The sequence below is a fragment of the Microbacterium sp. PI-SA-G genome (assembly GCF_057215335.1).
This window is the reverse complement of record NZ_CM170103.1, coordinates 1,465,457-1,482,627: the sequence shown is the minus strand read 5'-3', so window position 1 is coordinate 1,482,627 and position 17,171 is coordinate 1,465,457. Positions and strand designations below refer to the sequence as shown.

The following is a 17,171-nucleotide window of genomic DNA, read 5'->3' as shown; positions in this document are numbered from 1 at the left end:
CTGTAGCCACACTGTGTGCATGCGCGCAAGTCTCAATGACCGATCGCACGCCCATCGTTCGTCGGCGTGCTGTGACCTAACGTGTGGCGTCGATGCTTCCCCAAAGCGATCCATGGCTCCAACCCCGGCAACTCACGCAATGCCACACACAGCGTCCGTGTGTGCTCATCCTCGAAGTAGCCCACCCACGTACCAACCGACTCAGTCAACACGCTCACACGGTCACCAGCGGCCTCCTGTAGCTCGACGATCACAGGTGCCGGGTTCTGTGTGTACTGGTTGCGTGAACAGATCGCGTCGAGGAGGACAGAGAGTGCGACGTCGGGATGCATGAGGTGATCGTACGGGGGAGGGCAGACAGTCGGAATGTCACACCCCAGGCGGACCATGGGCACATGACAACCACGCAACTGCTCGCCTACGAAACACGCTGGCCACACGACACCCCCGCCAAACGCGAACGCATCAGACGCGACCTCCGCATCACAGAGATCCGATACGCCGTACTCCTCGCACGTGCAGCACGAACCGACGAAGGGATGCGCGCGTATCCGATCACTGCGCGACTAGTGAGCGAGACGGCTGAACGGCGAGCTCGGGTGCGGGAGAAGCGGACTGCGGCATGAGCGACGAGATGCGCGTGCGGAAAGATGGCCGACCACTCGTGTGGGATCACCCGGTCGCGGCTGAGGATGAGATCGACTACATCGGGAAGGTCGACATTCCTGCCGATGTGACGTGCGTCTACCGGAGCCGGGAGCCTCAGTACGAAGCGTGGATGGATGATTTCTGACCGATGCAGATCAGATACCCTTCCCCCATGACCAAGGATTCGTACAAGACGCTCGCGTGGTGTGGTTTCGGTACCGGCGCGATCCTTCTCATCTTCAACATTGCCGCGATGGAGGAGCCCGTGGTTCTCTTGACCTGGATATCGATAGCCCTGGTCGCGGTCGGCATCTGGTCGGCGTCACGCGCGCGCAACTTCGAGCCCAAGGAGTAGCCGTAGTGGCTACTTAGTGGCTGTTTTCAGGAACTACCTACGCTTACCTGTGGTTACCGAGCGCCGGAATCATACGGATCGGTAAGAGCAAGTAACCCCACGTAAACAGCACGGCATATCAGACTGCTCAGCATTCGGGGGTTCGAATCCCTCACTCGCCACCATGAAAGCCCCCGCTCGTCGGGGGCTTTTCGCATTCCCGCTCACATCGCTGAAGAATCTTCGCGGTTCCGCGTCACGAACTGATGCGCCGAGAGTCCTGTCTCCTGGGGCAGAGCGCCATCGGTGATTCATCGATCGCTCTGAAAGCAAGACGACCGGGGAATGGGATGTACGTTGCAGTCGATATTCGGGGAATGCTCACGACCGACGAGGTCACTGAGAAGCGGACAGCATGAGTGAGCTGTCGGTCGGCGAAGGGCGCGAAGCGCTCGACGAGGCGTCCGACCAGGAACTCGTGGCGCTGGTGCGCGACGGCAACGCCGAGGCGTATGCCACGCTCTGGCGGCGCCACTCGGGCCCGGCGTATGGCGTCGCGCGGAGCTTCGTCACGCTCGACGCCGACGACCTCGTCTCGGAGGCGTTCGCGAAGGTGCTCGGCGCGATCCGCTCCGGGGGCGGCCCGGCACGCGCCTTCCGGCCGTACATCACGATGACGGTGCGCAACATCGGCCGCTCGCTCCATGTGCGCGAGGCGGTGCTCATCGACGCGGACTTCGAGTGGCGCAGCAGCGATCTGGCCAACGGAGAGGTGCTCGCGGTTGCCGATTTCGAGCGCTGCGTGGCTCTGCAGGCGTTCGACTCGCTTCCGGTGCGGTGGCAGGAGGTGCTCTGGTACAGCGAGGTCGACGGGTTGAAGGTGCGCACCATCAGCACGTACCTCGGCATTCCCGCCAACGCGGTGTCAGCTCTCCTGGTGCGCGCCAAGCGAGGGCTGCGTGACGCGTGGGTGTCGGCGCACCTCGCCTCGGCGAAGACACCGGAATGCGTGACGACGATCCGCGATCTCGGCGCCTATACCCGCCGACGGCTGTCGCTGCGTGCCGCGGCCGCCGTCTCACGACACCTGGGCTTCTGCGAGGACTGCCGGGCGGCGCACGCCGAAGCGAAGCACGCGTCGTCGTTGCTCCTGAGTCTTCTTCCGCTCATCGCGGGCACAGCGGGTGCGGTGGGATACGCGGCGCAGGCTTCTGCGCCGTCGGTCTCGCACGCGCTCGCCGCGCTGCTCGCCCGTCCAGACGCCGTCGCTTCTGGACTGAGCGTCTCAGTGACCGGTGCTCCCGGCCCCGTCGCGGCAGCGCTCACGACGGGCGCGCCCGTCGCTGCAAGCGCTGCGGTCGGCATCGGTGCGCCTCTGACGATGACGGCGGGCACGGCGGTGCTCAGCGTGATGACGGCGGCGATCATCGCGGTGAGCCCTGCGGTCACCCCGGTGCAGGCCGGGTCGGAGTACCTCGCGGCGGCGACCGCGCCCGTGTCGACATCGAGTACAGAGCTGCCGGCGGAGCCGAGCGAGTTGCCGTCGCCGGTCGCGGAAGCGCCCGTCGCGCCGGCGCCCGTGTCACCGGCGCCAGCCCCGGAGCCCGTCCCCGCGCCGGTACCGGTGCCGAGCGTGACATCGCCCGCCGAGCCGTCTCGTGAGCAGCCGCTCATCTTCCGGATGCCGTTCGGCTCCGGCTCGTCATTGACGACCCGAACCGTGCCGTACCCGCTCGGCGTTCCGACCGACGGAGACGCGAGCTTCGTCTGGTTCACCGACGACGGCACCGGCGAGGGCTTCGACGAGTTCAGCGCTCTGGGAGCAGGCGACGACACGAGCCTCTTCCATTTCGCCTCGGTCCCGCCGTCCGACGGCGCGACCGCGCTGAGCGCGACACTCTCGCAGCCCGACCCGCGGTATTTCCCGCAGATCAGCGGTGACGGGGCGTGGCCCGGCGCCACGATCGTCCTCACCGACGGACGTGACGTGGTCGTGGGGTCGAGCACCGTCGAGTCCGACGGCAGCTGGCGCGCGAAGATCGACGACGGGCTCGCGAGCGGCACGGTGCACGCGATTCAGGTCACGATCGACCGGGTGTCGGCGCCGAGCGCTGAGATGGCCTTCCAGACTGTGTCTCCGCCGGAGGTCCGACAGATCGGCGGCGAGGCCGCGGGACTGTCACTCGCCTACACCGGTGCGGGGGGAGCGACGCTGCAGCGTGAGATCGTCGGGGTGACGCCGCTCGAGACCGTGACGATCTCGTCGGACGGCGAGTGGCAGGAGACCGTCGCCGTGCCCCCGGGCACGCACACGGTGCGGGTGAGATACGCGGATCCGACGTCCGGCGACGCCGGGCCCTTCGCCGAGATGACGTTCGAGGCGCGGTGACTTCCTAGACTGGGGAGATGCGAGCGCTCACCGAATCCGATGTGCGTGCATCGTTCGTCAACGCCGATGCCGACGAGCTGCGCATCATGGCGATGCCGCACGACTTCGTGCTGATCGACTGGGACTACCTCGACTTCTTCGCCTGGCGCGATCCGAACGCGGGAGACCGCGGATACGTTCTGGTGCAGCACGAGGGATCCGTCGTCGGCGTGGTGCTCCGGGCCTCCGGGCCCGGGCGCGGTCGCTCGGGCATGTGCAACATCTGTCACACGATGCAGCCGGGCAACCAGGTGACGCTGCTCTCGGCCCGTCGGGCAGGAGATGCCGGACGCCGCGGCGATTCGGTCGGCACCTACGTCTGCGCCGATCTCTCATGCCATGACAACGTGCGCCTCGCGCATCCGCTCGCACCGAACGAGGTGCGCACGGCCGGGCAGGTCGACTTCCGCATCGACGGCACGCGGCGGCGCATGGAGCGCTTCATCTCGCGCGTCTGGGAGTGACGAGCGGCCGTTACGCTGGACGCATCCGTCTGCGCTCGAAGGAGAAGCCATGCACGATGCCATCCTGTTCTCGGTCGACGAGGGGATGGCTCGGCTCACGCTGAACCGCCCCGCGCGACTCAACGCCTTCAACGCCGACCTCGCACACGCATGGCGTGACGCCACCGCCGAGGCGACCTCGCGCAACGACGTGAAGGCCATCCTGGTCGACGCGGCGGGACCCGCGTTCTGCGCCGGCGGCGACGTGATCGACATGGCGACGTCGGTCGGCACCTCGTCGGACATCACCGCGCTCGCCGAGGTGATCAACGCCGGCATCCGTTCGCTGACGGAGTCGTCGGTGCCCGTCGTCACAGCCGCCCACGGGACGACGGCGGGCGGCGGCCTCGGCATCCTGCTCGCCGGCGACTACGCGGTCGTGGGCTCGCGGTCACGCCTGGGCAGCCTCTACGCGAACATCGGTCTCACGCCCGACCTGTCGGTGTCGGCACAACTCGCGCACGCGGTGGGTCAGCGCCGGGCTCTGCAGCTGGTGCTCCAGGATCGGCTGCTGACGGCTCAGGAGGCGCAGGAGTGGGGGCTGGTCGCGGAGTTCGTCACCGGAGAGGATGCTGCCGCCGAGGCGTCGCTCGTGCGCGCCCGTGGTGAGGAGGTCGCCCGCTTCTGGTTGGCCGGAGCCGCCGACGCCTACGGCCAGGCCAAGCATCTGGTGCGGTCGCAACCCGAGCGCACTTTCGCCGAGCAGCTGAGCGAGGAGGCCCGGTCCATCGGGGCGGCGATGGCGACTGCTGACGCGCAGGCCCGCATCGCCGCGTTCGCTGCGGCATCGGCCAGAAAGGGCGCCTGACTCTTTCTGCACAGCACACCGATTCGGGTGAAGTGTCCTCATCGGGGGCAGGCGCACTCACTTCGTCGAAGCGCCGTGGGAGGATGAGGGCACCGCCGCTCCACGAGAGGACAGTCATGTCTCAACCACAGGTCGCGACCACCGGAAAGACGAACACATCCCTGCTGATCAGGGGGGCGATCTGGATCGCCATCGGGGCTCTCATCGCCGCCGCTCTCGTCTGCGTGATCTGGGTGCTCGTCGGAGATCAGGACGGTCTCATCGGCCGGGCGTTCCTCACGATCGTGCTCCTCGCCGCGTTCGCGGGTATCGCGATCCTCGAGGCCGGTCTCGCCCCCAACCGTCCCGACTGGCTGGCGCTCGCGAGCATGGTCACGTGGATCGTCGCCCTGCTGGCGGGAGCCGTGAAGATCTGGCTGCCTGAGGATGACGAGTACTTCGGGGGAGCGGAACGGTTCTTCCAGCTGCTCCTGATCGTCGGCATCCTGCAGCTCGCGCTGCTGCATGTGCGACTGTTCACGCCGGCCGCAGCCCGCCACGTCACCACGTTCACGCGCATCATCTACATCGCGACGCTCGTGTTCCTCGGTGCCCTGGTCGCGCTGCTGATCTTCTTCCTGACCTTCCCGCACGTCTTCGACTACAGCGAGCTTTACTGGCGCATCGTGGTCGCCCTGACGATCCTGGCCGCGGTCGGCACCACCCTGATCCCGCTGCTGAATGCACTGTTCGCGCCGAAGAAGCCGGCCAGCACCCGCGCCGCAGCTCCGGTTGCCGCCCCGTCGTGGCCGACCTACGCCGACGGGATCACGCCGCTGCCGGCTCTCCACGACGGCTCGCCCGATTGGAACGCGTACTACACGGGGTATCCGTCCGTCGCGCCGCAGGGCCAGGCGCCCGCGCCGACCGCGCTCGGAGCGCTGCCGCCCTCGTCGTTCCCGGTCGCAGCGGCACCGACGATCCCCGCGCCGCCCGCACCCAGTGCCTTCGAGGGAACAGCCGCACCCGCGCAGTCGGCGCCCCCGGTTCCGCCGACGCAGCCTGCGCCTCCCGCGCCGGTGAGTCCGCCTCCGCCTGCGGCACCGGATCAGGGAGGGCATCCTGTCTTCCCCTCGGCCCCGCCCGCCGCGCCCCAGCCGCCGCAGTGACCCTCGAGGTCGAGCTCGGCGAACTCGCCACGGCCCTCGCGCAGGAGGCCGGCGAACTCGCCGCCCGTCGTCGCCGCGAGGGCGTGCGCCTGGCCGCCACCAAGACGAATCTGGCTGACATCGTCACCGAGGCTGATCGCGAAGTCGAGGACCTGATCCGCGGACGCCTTCGTGAGGCGCGTCCGCAGGACGGGTTCCTCGGTGAGGAGTCCGGTGCGACACCATCGGCGACTCCGCAGGACGATGCCGATCGCATCACCTGGGTCGTCGACCCCATCGACGGAACCGTGAACTACGCATACGGCATCCCGTCGTACAACGTCAGCATCGCCGCGGTGCGCGGCGAGCCGGATCCCGACAGGTGGGAGGCGCTGGCGGGCGCCGTGCACGCGCCCGCGCTCGGCGAGCTGTTCACGGCGGTGCGCGGCCATGGAGCCTGGTGCGACGGCGTGCGTCTGGCCGTGAACACCGAGACTCCGGCCGGCGCGTTGCTCGGCACCGGGTTCGGCTACGACCCCGCGACCCACGACGGTGATATCGCGACAGTGCGGCGCGTGATGACCATGGCTCGCGACGTTCGACGCATGGGTGCTGCGGCACTCGATCTCGCCTATGTCGCGGCCGGTCGGCTCGACGGCTACTTCGAGCGCGGGCTCAAGCCGTGGGATCTGGCGGCCGGTGCGCTGCTGGTGCAGGAGGCCGGGGGAGTGGTGACCCGGCTCGACGTCCACTCGGCGCGGCCGATGCTCCTCGCCGGCGGGCCCGAGGTGCACGCGCGCCTCCGGTCGCTGATCGGTGACGAGGGGTGAGCGTTACATGGCATTCCCAGCCTGCACAGGGTAGGGTTTATCTGATCGTTACTTTCACCCCCCGAAGGTGAAACCGCATTTGAGCGCCCCCGAGTTTGACGCACGACCCGAGAGAATCCTTTTGCCCTTCGAGAACCACCAGGCTGACGCTGCGCCCACGCGCCGTTCCAGCCGGCTCCGCACCGCGGCCTTCGTGGCCGCCGCAGCGGCGACGACGGCATCCGACTCCACCCCAGCAGCGGCTCCGGCCGTCGCTTCGACCCCACTGTCCCGTCGGGCCGTGCGGGAGCGGATGACCTTCGATCTGCCGACCACTGCGACCGCTCCGGTCGAGTCGTCCGAGCCGGCGAGCCCCCGCATCCCCACTCCCGCCGAAGTGTTGACCGAGAACGTCGAGAGCCCCGCTGCTCCGTTCCTCGCCCGCACCGACGCGTTCGAGCCGGCCACCACCGACGCCGGAGCCGACGCCTTCGAGCAGGCCGCCCGCGCCTTCCGCGCCGCGACCGGTCCGATCTCGACCGTCTCGCAGTCTGCACCAACGGTCGACGCCGCAGCTGCGACAGACGCCGCCGCCGAAGCCCCGCACGTCGCCGTCCGCCGTCCGCGCGGATCCCGCCGCTTCCTCGCCATGGGCGCCACCGTCGGTGTGATGAGCCTCGCCGGTCTTCTGGCCGTGTCGATGACGCTTCCCGCCGAGGCCGTCGCCGCCGCGCAGGGAACCACCGTCGCCGCGACCTCGCTTGTCGCCGCATCGGGTGCCGAGAAGAGCACCGCCGCCGACGGCGAGATCCAGGCGTTCATCGCCGGATCCGACGTGCAGGCCAGCAACCTCGCACGCGATGACGGGTTCAGCACGATCTCGCTGGTCGACGTCGCCGCCGAGCAGGGCATCAACTACTCGAACGAGATCTTCACCAACGACCCCGAGGCTGCGATCCAGTGGCCCTTCATGGTCGGCGTCGGCATGAGCTACGGCTACGGCATGCGCAGCGGCCGCCTGCACGAGGGCATCGACTTCGTGCCCGGTGACGGCGCCCCCGTCCAGTCGATCGCCGACGGCACCGTGCGCATCGCGACCGAGCAGGGCGGCGCCTACGGCGTCACCGTGTACATCGATCACGTCATCGACGGCCAGGTCATCACCAGCCACTACTCGCACATGCAGTACGGCTCGCTGAAGGTCGCCGCGGGCGACACCGTGAAGGTCGGCACCGTCGTCGGCAAGACCGGCAACACCGGTCGCTCGTACGGTGCGCACATGCATTTCGAGATCATCGTCAACGGATCGACCATCGACCCGCTGCCGTGGTTGCGCGAAAACGCAGGTCGGCACTCCGACTGACCGGCTCGATTTCATGAGGACGCCAGAGTGATGGTATTCTCGTGTGGTTGCCCCGAGAGGGGCAGCACGCCCCGATAGCTCAGTGGTAGAGCACTTCCATGGTAAGGAAGGGGTCGTCAGTTCAATCCTGACTCGGGGCTCGCAGCATTCTTCTCACGCGGACGGATGCCTCGCGGCAGGGTAGCTCAGCTGGTTAGAGCGCACGACTCATAATCGTGAGGTCGCGGGTTCAAGCCCCGCTCCTGCTACAGATAAAGGCCCCCGGTTTTCCGGGGGTTTTGTCGTATCTGAGCGATGCGGTTCAGCCGAACGGCGCGGCTACAGTTCTCTTCTGGCTTCTCGTCCTGCCCTGAAGATTCGAAAGCTGCTCCCGAAGCCAGGCCCAGCGCAAGACCGAGCGCGGCACCTACGCCGACGTTGTCGAATCGCAGGAGCCCAGCCCCTGCGCAGCCGGGCGGCCGATCGCGATCCCGAACACGACGCCGAGACCCAGCTTCTTGGGATTCTTTTCTGGTTCGGTCATCTGCAGAACCCTACGTGTGCGCGTGAGAAGGCACATCCCCCTGAGGCGGACTTGGCGAAGTTCGAAAACAGGGGCCCGTCGTCGCGCTACCAGTACTCCCAATCCGACGTGAGGTCGACCGATTGTTCGTCCACGGGCGCGGTTGAGAACGGTTGTTTGTTTTCCGGCTTTGCGGCACCGATGTGGTCGACGGCGAGGATGATCTTCGAATGCGGGGTGACGAGGACGCTGATGGATTCGTCGCCGCCGCGGATGTGCACGAAGGCCGCGCGTGAGCCCGCGGCACTCTCTAGCTGCTGCATCAAATCAACGAGATCGCGGTCAGGTCTGATCGCAAACTCTCGACCGTCGATGGTGATCCTTGCTCGAATCTCGTCGCTGCTCTCACTCATGCGCAAAGAAATTAGACGGGTGTGGTCAAGTTTTCGAGGGCCTTGCGCAGCGGGGAGCGGGGAGCGACAATTCACGTTGCTGAGTGGGGAGTTCACGGCCACCGCCGATACTGGCGTCTTCGCGCCAAGTGAAGCCGAACGGTTCGCCGCGCCGGAGCTCGACGAAGTGCTCGAAGTCGCCTGAGCGATCCCTGCCCGGGAGTCAGCATTTTTTTGAGCGTGAATCATACGGGTCCGTCAGGTGGCCGTCGAGGGGGGAGGCCGCAGGCCTTGAGGCGACGCACGATGAGGAACACACGCTGACACCTTACGGAGGCTGCTGCAATGTATTTCCACGTTCAAGAGTTCATCAACGAGATCGCCCAGGACGAGCCGGATCCCGCCGCCGCGAACGCGCTCCAAGAGGGCTTGGGGGGACAGTTCGGAGAGATGCGCACGATGATGCAGTACCTCTTCCAGAGCATCAACTTCCGCGGCCCGGACGGTAAGCCCTACAAGGACCTCATCCAGGGCATCGGTACCGAGGAGATCAGTCATGTCGAACTGATCGGCACGACCATCTCCCGGCTCCTCGATGGATCGCCGCAATACAAGGGCAAGCCGACCGACCCGATCGATGAGCCCGGCGCCGGTGGGGCCACTCCGCTTCGGATTGCGGTCGACACCAGCAACATCCACCACTATCTCGTCGGAGCGCAGGGTGCGCTGCCGGTCGACGCGGCGGGCAATCCGTGGATGGGGAGCTATGTCTACAACTCCGGCAACCTGGTGCTCGACCTTCTGTACAACCTCATGCTGGAGTCGACGGGCCGCCTGCAGAAGTGCCGTCTGTATGAGATGACCGACAACAAGATGGCGCGCAGCACGATCTCGTACCTGATCGTGCGCGACCAGGCTCACGAGAACGCCTACGCGAAGGCCCTCGAGACGCTGGGTGTGAACTGGCGCACCTCGCTGCCGATCCCGAAGACGAACGCCGAACAGTTCCCCGAGGTGAAGAAGCTGCTCGATCTGGGCCTTCAGAGCAAGCAGTACTCCTTCGATCTCACCTCGCAGTCCGAGGCAGGAAAGATCTTCCAGGGAGCATCGCCCTCGAACGACGGCACCACCCTGGATGCCAGCGAGCAGGCACCGGTCGGTTCTCCGATGACGATCTCCCCGGAGCGTTTCGAGGAGTTCGCGCCGGGTGCTGACGACGAGCTCCGCGCGCTGATCGAGGCCACCGCCGCGATGGAGATGGCCGACATCGACGCCACCTTCGGGCGGATGAAGTGATGTCCGAAGCGCGGCAGCACGGTGAGGCCGCCTCGGACGACTCGGCCTCGAGCGCGGGGTCTGAGTCGCCGGACGAGGGCGCCTCGGCCGAAGCGGCCGCAGAAGACGCGGTCATCGATGATGACGACGCGGACTGAGGGCAGGACGAGATTCTGATCTGCACCTGACGGCGCCATGCCACATGGCCGCTCGGACCGTCCGGTCTGAGCGGCCATTTCGGTTCAGGCGTTCACTCCACGGAGTCGATGCGCGTGATGAGACCCGGAGATATCGGATGCTCTGCAATTCCGGTTGGCGAGAAGAAACTCCCGTTAGCGGGCCGCCACGACGCCCGCACAAGAAAGCGGTCCCGGAGTCCGGGGAACTCAAACGGGACCGCCGGCCGGTTTCGCTGGGGACTCTACCGGCCAACCGCGGGGACTACTGCGGTTACCGCAAACCCTAGCGATATATCGTTCGTGACGCATGGGGCCTTGATTCGACCGAGGCGGCGAGGTACATTTCGTCAACCAATCGCAGGGTACAAGTCACCACGTGCAATTCGATAGGCCCTGTGCATTATCGGCGGGCACGTCTAGCGTTGCCAGCTGCATCGGCGACCAATGCTCTGGGGACGGCCTGGCTGATCGTTGCAATAAGCGGCCCGTCGAGGCATGAAGGGATACCTCGGGGGGCCGCTCCTCGCCGCAATGGATACGCCCCGACATCAGGGAATGCAACCCCGTTCGTGGAGAATGCCCCGCCTCATATGGTGCGCCCATGACACCCACACATGAGCCACAGACGCCAAGCCCACGCGGGATAACTCGACGTAACGTTCTGCAGAGCGCGGCTTGGGCTACACCTGTCATCGCCATGGCGACGACAGCCCCCCTCGCCGCTGCCTCGCAGATCGACGGTGGAACTCTCTACCTCACCGGCAACGCCTTCGCTGACGCAGGAATCTATCTCACCGGAACCAACTACAACGGGGCCACGTCGACTGTCTCCTACCCAGTCGGTACCCTGCAGATCACGATCATCCTTCCCGACATCGACGCCATCGAAGACACAGTCGTGAACGCGGCCCCGACGTGGACCGCTGTTCGAGACGGCAACGTCGTCACGCTGACGAACAACATCGAACTGCCGGCGGGTGGCGAGTCTGGTGACCTCGGCCTTGTGCAGATCCTCGGCCCGTTCCCCGCTGGGAGCCCCTACACGATCACCGTTTCGCCGAGCAGCATCGAGGTGGTCTACGTCGGGAACCTGCAACCCTCGGGAACCTTCTGACGGCCGACTCGAACCCCGCATCCTCGCAGGTCCGCCGCGGGGTGTCCACCTCTGCCGCGAGGCCGCGTTCCCTGCGAGACTCGGCCCATGGTGTTCATTGGTTTTCATGCCTCGCACGAGCAGATCGCGCCCAGCGCGCTCCTGGACGCCGTCATCGGCGCTGAGCGCGCAGGATTCGACGGAGCCATGTGCTCCGACCACCTCGCCCCCTGGACTCGGGCGCAAGGGGAGTCCGGTTTCGCGCTGAGCTGGATCGCTGCCGCGCTCGCCCGCACCGACTTCTCGATCGGTATGGTGAATGCTCCGGGTCAGCGGTATCACCCGGTGATGATCGCTCAGGCCTTCGCCACGCTGGAGGAGATGTTCCCCGGCCGCTTCTGGGCGGCGATGGGAAGCGGCGAGGCCGTCAATGAGCACGTCACCGGCGAAGGCTGGCCCGCGAAAGACATCCGCAACGAGCGACTGCGTGAGAGCGTCGACGTCATCCGTCGGTTGATGGCCGGCGAGGAGGTCGACCATGACGGGCTGGTGCGGGTCCACCGCGCCAGGGTGTGGAGCCTGCCGGCCGAGCCGCCCCCGCTGTTCGCGACCGCGGTGAGCGCTGAGACCGCCGAATGGGCCGCCTCCTGGGCGCAGGGCCTCGCGACGGTCGCCCAGGAACCGGCCGCACTGCAGCGGGTCGTCGACAGCTACCGCGACGCAGGAGGCACGGGACCCTGCACCCTGCAGGTGCATGTCAGCCTCGCCGAGACGGACGAGGCGGCGTTCGCCATCGCCCGCGATCAGTGGACCAACGGTCTGCTCTCGCCACCGACCACCTGGGACCTCGAACAGCCGGAGGACTTCGAGGCCGCAGTCGCCGCGCTCGACAAGGAGGGCCTGCGGAAGTCCGTCTTGATCGACCACGATGCCTCAGCACTGGCCGGACGCATCGCGGATCTCGTCGAGATCGGGTTCGACCGCGTCTACGTGCACCACGTCGGCACCGAGCAGTCGCGATTCCTCGACGCCTCGGCATCCGAACTGATTCCCGCCCTGAAGGAGCGACTGTGAAGATCACCGACACGAGTGACCTCTGGTGGAAGACGGCGGTGATCTACTGCCTCGACGTGGAGACATTCCTCGACTCGAACGGCGACGGCGTCGGAGACCTGCAGGGTCTCTCCCAGCGGATCGACTACCTCTCGCAGTCGGGCGTCACCTGCCTCTGGCTGATGCCGTTCTATCCGAGCCCGGACCGCGACGACGGCTACGACGTCAGCGACTTCTACGGCATCGACTCTCGTCTGGGAACGCACGGCGACCTCGTCGAGGTGATCCGCACCGCCCGTGACCGCGGGATGCGTGTGATCGTCGACCTGGTCATCAACCACACGTCCGACCGGCATCCGTGGTTCCTCGCGGCGAAGCGCAGCGTCGACTCGCCCTACCGGGACTACTACGTGTGGCGCGACGATGCGCCCCCGAAGGGGCAGAAGAACGCCGTCTTCCCCGGCCAGGCGAACGGAATCTGGGGCAAAGACGAGAAGTCCGGGCAGTGGTACCAGCACAGCTTCTACGAGCACCAGCCCGACCTGAACATCGCCAACCCCCACGTCCGCGACGAGATCGCCAAGGTCATCGGGTTCTGGCTGCAGCTGGGCATCTCGGGCTTCCGCGTCGACGCCGTGCCATTCCTCCTCGAGATTCCCGAGGGCGCCGGCATCCCCGAACCGCACGATCTGTTGCGAGACATCAGGCGGTTCCTGCAGCGTCGTTCGAGCGAGGCGATCCTGCTCGGCGAGGTCAACCTGCCGTATGAGAAGCAGGCGGAGTACTTCGGCGGCGACGAGGGCGACGAGCTCACCATGCAGTTCGACTTCGTCGGGATGCAGGCGCTGTACCTGTCGTTCGCCCGAAACGACCCTGCGCCTCTGATCTCGGCGCTGCTCGCCCGCCCCATGCTCGGCACGGAGGTGCAGTGGGCGAACTTCCTGCGCAACCACGACGAACTGACCCTCGACAAGCTCACCGACAGCGAGCGGCAGGAGGTGTTCGAGGCGTTCGCACCGGACGAACGGCAGCGGGTCTTCGGCCGGGGAATCACACGGCGCCTCCCGCCGATGCTCGGCGGCGACCCGCGCCGCGTGCGCATGGCCTACAGCCTGCTCTTCACCCTGCCCGGCACCCCCGTGCTGTTCTACGGCGAGGAGATCGGCATGGGCGAGAACATCGACATCCCCGGGCGTGAAGCGGTGCGGACTCCGATGCAATGGTCCTCGGACCGCAACGGAGGATTCTCGGATGTCGCTCCGAGCCGGCTCGTCGCCCGACCGCCGTCCGACGGGTATGCGCCGGAGCACGTCAACGTCGCGGCCCAGCTCGATGACAGCGGATCGCTGCTGCACTTCATCCGCTCGCTTGCCTCGTGCTACCGGATCTCGCCGGAACTCGGCTGGGGCAGCCTGCAGATCATCGACCAGCCCGCGGAATCGCTGCTCGTGCACTCGCTCACGGCCGATGTAGGCCGCTTCATCGCGGTGCACAACTTCGCCGAAGTGCCGGTGAGTACGAGCTTCACAGTGGGCGATGAGCCCGAGGGCACCACACTCGTGGACCTGCTCGATCCGTCGCGCAGCGCTCTGGGCCCGGACGGGCGGGTAGAGATGGAGGTTCCGGCATACGGCTACCGCTGGTTGCGCGTCTCACGCCCCGGCGACGGTCGCATCACCTGAGCGGCGGGGGCGGGGCAGTCAGCGAACGTCAGGCCTCCTCCGCCCCCTCCCGTTCCAGCAGTGCCGACAGGCTCGCGAGGTCGGCCTCGATATCGCGCTGCACGCCATCACCCATCGACACGGCCCACTCGGACTCGCGCGATCCGCGGAGGGTCGCGGTCAGCAGCAGCGCGCTGCCGCCGCCTTCCGCCGGCGCCGCCTCGTGCCGCACCGTGAGCTCAGCGCCATCGAGGATCGTGGTGTCGGCGTAGACCGTGCCGTCGACGATCTCGGTGACGACGAAGGGCGCGGGCGACCCTGTGCGCGTCTTCAGCTCGCCGCGGGCGCCGAGGGCGAACGGCTCAGCGAGCCGCAGGTACTCCATGCCCGCGCTCCACTCCGGATGCGAGGGCAGATCGCACCACCGCTCGAAGAAGCGTGACGGGTGGACGGGAGAGTGGCCGGTGACCCGGGCGACGTCGATCATGGGCCGAGACTAGACCCGGCCACCGACACTCAGAAGTTCTCGTCCACGCTCACCGACCACACCGGCAGAGGATCGGGGAAGTGGCTCCAGGCCTCTGGCCCGGCGGTGAATTCCGCATCGGTGACGGCGGCCGCATCGAGCAGTGCGTGCAGTCCGGCGCCGTCGAGATCGTGACCGGTGAAGGCGAGGTCCTGACCGGTCGACGCGGCATCGATACCGGACGACAGCGGATCGATCCAGATCGCGGAGCCGACATGATCCCACCGGGCCAGCACGCAGGCGCGGGTGGCGAGGCGGCAGAAGCCCGCCGAGCGCAGGACGACGCCGTGGCGTCCGGAGTCGATCTCGTCGAGCACGGCAGAGAGTCGCGCCGGATGGAACGGTCGCGGCTGCTCGTAACGGATCGTGGTGACCTGCGCGTCGGTCATGTGCGGGTCGTGCTCGTCGTTGAGCGCGTGCACCCAGCCCGCGCGTTCCAGCAGCGCAGGCGACGCGGGTGGCGAGGCGAACAGTGCGCGGACGTCGTCGGCCGGGCCGCGCGACAGCCGCACCCGCGCGGCCGGGTTGAGGTGCGACGCGACCGCCATCAACAGCGACAGGTCGGCGGTGCTCACGGCATCCCAGTTCACGAAGGTGATGAGGGTTGCGCCTTCAAGCAGCGAGATCGCCCGACGCGCTCGGGCTCCGAAGTCTCCGCGGTCGTCGCCCGCGGGCGGATCCGCCACCAGCGGAGCGCCGTCGCTCACATCATCGAGCAGGTGCATGGCATCGACGACGCAGATGACCGTCGCCCCGCCGCGCGTCACGAGGTCGAGATGCGGCAGGTCGAGCTCCACGGCCACGTCGGCCACGAAAGGAACCAGCTCGGCGCGCATCACTGGGCGGTCGGCCGCGAGCTCCATCACCTCAGGGCGGTGCCCCGGCGTGCGCTCCACCACGCGCAGCAAACGCCCGCCCGTCGCGTCCGCCAGACGCGAGGCATATGCCCGCCGCTCCGGAACGCACACTCCGACGACGGCGATGGGCTGACTGAACTCCACGGGTGACCTGCTCTCCTTCGTTGACGTCCTCTGCGTCCCACCCTAGTCTGTTAATGAGAAGCATTATCAATAAGGAGTCATCATGAAGGTTCGCGCATCACTCAAGTCCCTGAAGAACCAGCCCGGCGCGCAGGTCGTGCGGCGCCGCGGCCGGGTCTTCGTGATCAACAAGCTCAACCCGCGGTTCAAGGGCCGGCAGGGCTGACCGCTGCGGGTCAGCTGCGTTCTCGTCCCTTCTGGGGCGCGGCATCCGACCCGTCCTTCGCCGCATTGCGACGGATACGGCGGCCCTCGTCGATGTCCTTCTGCTCCTTCTCGGCCGCCTTGTCGCTCTTGCGGGTGTCGCGCGCCGGCAGCTGGATGTCCTCCTCGGCGGCTATTCCGGCCTGCAGCTGGCGACCGCGTTCGAGCTCTGCGTCGAACTCAGCACCGAACAGCAGGGCGAGATTCGCGATCCACAGCCACAGCAGGAAGATGATGATGCCGGCGAACGAGCCGTAGGTGCGGTCGTAGTTCGAGAAGTTGGCCACGTAGAACGCGAAGCCGAGGGTGCTGACGACCAGCACCACGATCGCGAGAAGCGCTCCCAGGCTGATCCAGCGGAACTTCGGCTGCTTCGCGTTGGGCGTCGCGTAGTACAGGATCGCGACGATCAGCACGACGATGAACGCCAGCACCGGCCACTTGGCGATGGACCAGATCGTCTGCGCGACCGCGCCGATGCCCAGTGCGTCACCGATGGCGTCAGCCACCGGCCCGGACACGATGAGGATCACGGTCGCGACCACCAGCAGCACGATCGAGACGATGGTCACCAGCAGCTGCGCGGGCTTCAGCTTCCAGAACGGACGCCCCTCCTCGATCTCGTAGATGCGGTTCATGGCGCGGCTGAACGCGCCGACGTATCCCGAGGCCGACCAGATGGCGAGCACGATTCCGGAGATGAGAGCGAAGCCGGCGCCGGGGGAGTCCGCGATCTGCTCGATGGGTCCGCGGATCGTCTCGGCCGCGCCTCCGGGCGCCACCTGCTCGACGATGCCCAGCACCGCGTCACTGGCTTCCTTGCCCTGGCCGAAGACGCCGAGCAGCGAGAAGATCGCCATCAGTCCCGGGAAGATCGACAGCACCGCGTAGTAGGTCAGCGACGCGGCGATGTCGGTGCACTGATCGGAGGAGAACTCGCGGATCGTCTTCTGCAGGATGTACTTCCAGGAGCGCTTGTGCAGATCATCGGGCGAGTCCGGCTTACCGCCCGACTCGGGATCGGGAGCGGTGCGGTCAGAAGCGGGGGCGGAGCGGGCCATGGCGTGTCCTTCTCGTGCGAAATGAACGGGCTCTCTTTTCTAGTCAGCGTGCGCAGGCGGTTCAGGGCCCTTGCACGGGCGGGCCGACGGGTGTAGAAAGCGCGACGCCGGTGAGGGAATCCGCGGGAGGATACGCGCCATCCCCCGCCGGTGCAAGCGTCTTCG

At 67.1% G+C, this 17,171-nt stretch carries 20 protein-coding genes and 2 tRNA genes; 17 read left to right on the top strand and 5 right to left on the bottom strand.

Annotation, left to right across the window (positions count from 1 at the left end):
• Window positions 1–32: 32 nt before the first annotated feature.
• Window positions 33–332, bottom strand: a complete 300-nt coding sequence (locus AC2D10_RS07275) for a hypothetical protein (protein WP_484711408.1) — start codon at window positions 330–332, stop codon at window positions 33–35.
• On the opposite strand from AC2D10_RS07275, the gene AC2D10_RS07270 reads away from it, so the two are divergent.
• From AC2D10_RS07270 to AC2D10_RS07220, 11 genes are all read left to right on the top strand, one after another.
• Window positions 327–626 (top strand): DUF3263 domain-containing protein, encoded by a 300-nt coding sequence (locus AC2D10_RS07270; protein WP_484711407.1) that lies wholly within the window; start codon window positions 327–329, stop codon window positions 624–626. The genes AC2D10_RS07275 and AC2D10_RS07270 overlap by 6 nt on opposite strands.
• Entirely contained in the window at window positions 623–793 is a 171-nt protein-coding gene (locus AC2D10_RS07265) for a hypothetical protein (protein ID WP_484711405.1), read from the top strand. Before AC2D10_RS07270 ends, AC2D10_RS07265 begins: the two co-directional genes overlap by 4 nt.
• A 27-nt stretch (window positions 794–820) precedes the next feature.
• Entirely contained in the window at window positions 821–1,003 is a 183-nt protein-coding gene (locus tag AC2D10_RS07260; protein WP_484711404.1) for a hypothetical protein, read from the top strand.
• 394 nt (window positions 1,004–1,397) lie between these two features.
• A complete protein-coding gene (locus AC2D10_RS07255; protein ID WP_484711403.1) occupies window positions 1,398–3,371 on the top strand; it encodes a sigma-70 family RNA polymerase sigma factor in 1,974 nt (657 codons plus the stop codon).
• A 17-nt stretch (window positions 3,372–3,388) separates the two neighbouring features.
• Complete coding sequence (locus tag AC2D10_RS07250; RefSeq protein ID WP_484711402.1) at window positions 3,389–3,874, top strand: FBP domain-containing protein; 486 nt, start codon at window positions 3,389–3,391, stop codon at window positions 3,872–3,874.
• 49 nt (window positions 3,875–3,923) lie between these two features.
• Window positions 3,924–4,721, top strand: coding sequence for an enoyl-CoA hydratase/isomerase family protein (locus tag AC2D10_RS07245; RefSeq protein ID WP_484711401.1), 798 nt, complete (start codon window positions 3,924–3,926; stop codon window positions 4,719–4,721).
• A gap of 116 nt (window positions 4,722–4,837) precedes the next feature.
• Window positions 4,838–5,869 (top strand): hypothetical protein, encoded by a 1,032-nt coding sequence (locus AC2D10_RS07240; protein WP_484711400.1) that lies wholly within the window; start codon window positions 4,838–4,840, stop codon window positions 5,867–5,869.
• Window positions 5,866–6,678, top strand: coding sequence for an inositol monophosphatase family protein (locus AC2D10_RS07235; protein WP_484711399.1), 813 nt, complete (start codon window positions 5,866–5,868; stop codon window positions 6,676–6,678). The genes AC2D10_RS07240 and AC2D10_RS07235 overlap by 4 nt, the downstream gene beginning before the upstream one ends.
• A 121-nt stretch (window positions 6,679–6,799) precedes the next feature.
• Window positions 6,800–8,020: a M23 family metallopeptidase gene (locus AC2D10_RS07230; protein ID WP_484711398.1), complete on the top strand. Its 1,221-nt coding sequence runs from the start codon at window positions 6,800–6,802 to the stop codon at window positions 8,018–8,020.
• A 68-nt stretch (window positions 8,021–8,088) separates the two neighbouring features.
• Window positions 8,089–8,160, top strand: a tRNA-Thr gene (locus AC2D10_RS07225).
• Window positions 8,161–8,194: 34 nt separating this feature from the next.
• Window positions 8,195–8,268, top strand: a tRNA-Met gene (locus AC2D10_RS07220).
• A gap of 361 nt (window positions 8,269–8,629) precedes the next feature.
• Here AC2D10_RS07220 and AC2D10_RS07215 read toward each other — a convergent pair.
• The gene (locus AC2D10_RS07215) at window positions 8,630–8,935 is read right to left on the bottom strand and encodes a hypothetical protein (protein WP_484711397.1); all 306 of its coding nucleotides are present in this window, start codon (window positions 8,933–8,935) and stop codon (window positions 8,630–8,632) included.
• 324 nt (window positions 8,936–9,259) lie between these two features.
• Here AC2D10_RS07215 and AC2D10_RS07210 point away from each other — a divergent pair, with 324 nt between their 5' ends.
• The 5 genes from AC2D10_RS07210 (at window position 9,260) to AC2D10_RS07190 (ending at window position 14,196) form a co-directional block, all read left to right on the top strand.
• Window positions 9,260–10,210 carry a manganese catalase family protein gene (locus tag AC2D10_RS07210; protein WP_484711396.1) on the top strand — a complete coding sequence of 317 codons (951 nt, stop codon included), beginning with the start codon at window positions 9,260–9,262 and terminating at the stop codon, window positions 10,208–10,210.
• Window positions 10,210–10,347 carry a hypothetical protein gene (locus AC2D10_RS07205; RefSeq protein ID WP_484711395.1) on the top strand — a complete coding sequence of 46 codons (138 nt, stop codon included), beginning with the start codon at window positions 10,210–10,212 and terminating at the stop codon, window positions 10,345–10,347. Before AC2D10_RS07210 ends, AC2D10_RS07205 begins: the two co-directional genes overlap by 1 nt.
• Window positions 10,348–11,065: 718 nt before the next feature.
• The gene (locus AC2D10_RS07200) at window positions 11,066–11,482 is read left to right on the top strand and encodes a hypothetical protein (RefSeq protein ID WP_484711394.1); all 417 of its coding nucleotides are present in this window, start codon (window positions 11,066–11,068) and stop codon (window positions 11,480–11,482) included.
• An 87-nt stretch (window positions 11,483–11,569) separates the two neighbouring features.
• Window positions 11,570–12,535 (top strand): TIGR03885 family FMN-dependent LLM class oxidoreductase, encoded by a 966-nt coding sequence (locus tag AC2D10_RS07195; RefSeq protein WP_484711393.1) that lies wholly within the window; start codon window positions 11,570–11,572, stop codon window positions 12,533–12,535.
• On the top strand, window positions 12,532–14,196 hold the full coding sequence (locus AC2D10_RS07190) for an alpha-amylase family protein (protein ID WP_484711392.1): 1,665 nt from the start codon (window positions 12,532–12,534) through the stop codon (window positions 14,194–14,196). The genes AC2D10_RS07195 and AC2D10_RS07190 overlap by 4 nt, the downstream gene beginning before the upstream one ends.
• Window positions 14,197–14,224: 28 nt before the next feature.
• Here the strand turns inward: AC2D10_RS07190 and AC2D10_RS07185 are convergent, their stop codons facing one another.
• The gene (locus tag AC2D10_RS07185; protein ID WP_484711390.1) at window positions 14,225–14,662 is read right to left on the bottom strand and encodes an SRPBCC family protein; all 438 of its coding nucleotides are present in this window, start codon (window positions 14,660–14,662) and stop codon (window positions 14,225–14,227) included.
• Window positions 14,663–14,691: 29 nt separating this feature from the next.
• Window positions 14,692–15,702 carry a GTP-binding protein gene (locus AC2D10_RS07180; protein ID WP_484711388.1) on the bottom strand — a complete coding sequence of 337 codons (1,011 nt, stop codon included), beginning with the start codon at window positions 15,700–15,702 and terminating at the stop codon, window positions 14,692–14,694.
• Window positions 15,703–15,784: 82 nt separating this feature from the next.
• On the opposite strand from AC2D10_RS07180, the gene ykgO reads away from it, so the two are divergent.
• Window positions 15,785–15,907 carry a type B 50S ribosomal protein L36 gene (gene ykgO / locus AC2D10_RS07175; RefSeq protein ID WP_036311902.1) on the top strand — a complete coding sequence of 41 codons (123 nt, stop codon included), beginning with the start codon at window positions 15,785–15,787 and terminating at the stop codon, window positions 15,905–15,907.
• 10 nt (window positions 15,908–15,917) lie between these two features.
• Here the strand turns inward: ykgO and AC2D10_RS07170 are convergent, their stop codons facing one another.
• The gene (locus AC2D10_RS07170; protein ID WP_484711387.1) at window positions 15,918–17,006 is read right to left on the bottom strand and encodes a YihY/virulence factor BrkB family protein; all 1,089 of its coding nucleotides are present in this window, start codon (window positions 17,004–17,006) and stop codon (window positions 15,918–15,920) included.
• Window positions 17,007–17,171: the final 165 nt, after the last annotated feature.

What these genes read in the sequence shown, in the direction of transcription:
- AC2D10_RS07270 (WP_484711407.1), top strand. Translation starts at nt 327, where the DNA reads ATGCATGAGGTGATCGTACGGGGGAGGGCAGACAGTCGGAATGTCACA.
- AC2D10_RS07275 (WP_484711408.1), bottom strand. Translation starts at nt 332, where the DNA reads ATGCATCCCGACGTCGCACTCTCTGTCCTCCTCGACGCGATCTGTTCA.
- AC2D10_RS07265 (WP_484711405.1), top strand. Translation starts at nt 623, where the DNA reads ATGAGCGACGAGATGCGCGTGCGGAAAGATGGCCGACCACTCGTGTGG.
- AC2D10_RS07260 (WP_484711404.1), top strand. Translation starts at nt 821, where the DNA reads ATGACCAAGGATTCGTACAAGACGCTCGCGTGGTGTGGTTTCGGTACC.
- AC2D10_RS07255 (WP_484711403.1), top strand. Translation starts at nt 1,398, where the DNA reads ATGAGTGAGCTGTCGGTCGGCGAAGGGCGCGAAGCGCTCGACGAGGCG.
- AC2D10_RS07250 (WP_484711402.1), top strand. Translation starts at nt 3,389, where the DNA reads ATGCGAGCGCTCACCGAATCCGATGTGCGTGCATCGTTCGTCAACGCC.
- AC2D10_RS07245 (WP_484711401.1), top strand. Translation starts at nt 3,924, where the DNA reads ATGCACGATGCCATCCTGTTCTCGGTCGACGAGGGGATGGCTCGGCTC.
- AC2D10_RS07240 (WP_484711400.1), top strand. Translation starts at nt 4,838, where the DNA reads ATGTCTCAACCACAGGTCGCGACCACCGGAAAGACGAACACATCCCTG.
- AC2D10_RS07215 (WP_484711397.1), bottom strand. Translation starts at nt 8,935, where the DNA reads ATGAGTGAGAGCAGCGACGAGATTCGAGCAAGGATCACCATCGACGGT.
- AC2D10_RS07210 (WP_484711396.1), top strand. Translation starts at nt 9,260, where the DNA reads ATGTATTTCCACGTTCAAGAGTTCATCAACGAGATCGCCCAGGACGAG.
- AC2D10_RS07205 (WP_484711395.1), top strand. Translation starts at nt 10,210, where the DNA reads ATGTCCGAAGCGCGGCAGCACGGTGAGGCCGCCTCGGACGACTCGGCC.
- AC2D10_RS07200 (WP_484711394.1), top strand. Translation starts at nt 11,066, where the DNA reads ATGGCGACGACAGCCCCCCTCGCCGCTGCCTCGCAGATCGACGGTGGA.
- AC2D10_RS07195 (WP_484711393.1), top strand. Translation starts at nt 11,570, where the DNA reads ATGGTGTTCATTGGTTTTCATGCCTCGCACGAGCAGATCGCGCCCAGC.
- AC2D10_RS07185 (WP_484711390.1), bottom strand. Translation starts at nt 14,662, where the DNA reads ATGATCGACGTCGCCCGGGTCACCGGCCACTCTCCCGTCCACCCGTCA.
- ykgO (WP_036311902.1), top strand. Translation starts at nt 15,785, where the DNA reads ATGAAGGTTCGCGCATCACTCAAGTCCCTGAAGAACCAGCCCGGCGCG.
- AC2D10_RS07170 (WP_484711387.1), bottom strand. Translation starts at nt 17,006, where the DNA reads ATGGCCCGCTCCGCCCCCGCTTCTGACCGCACCGCTCCCGATCCCGAG.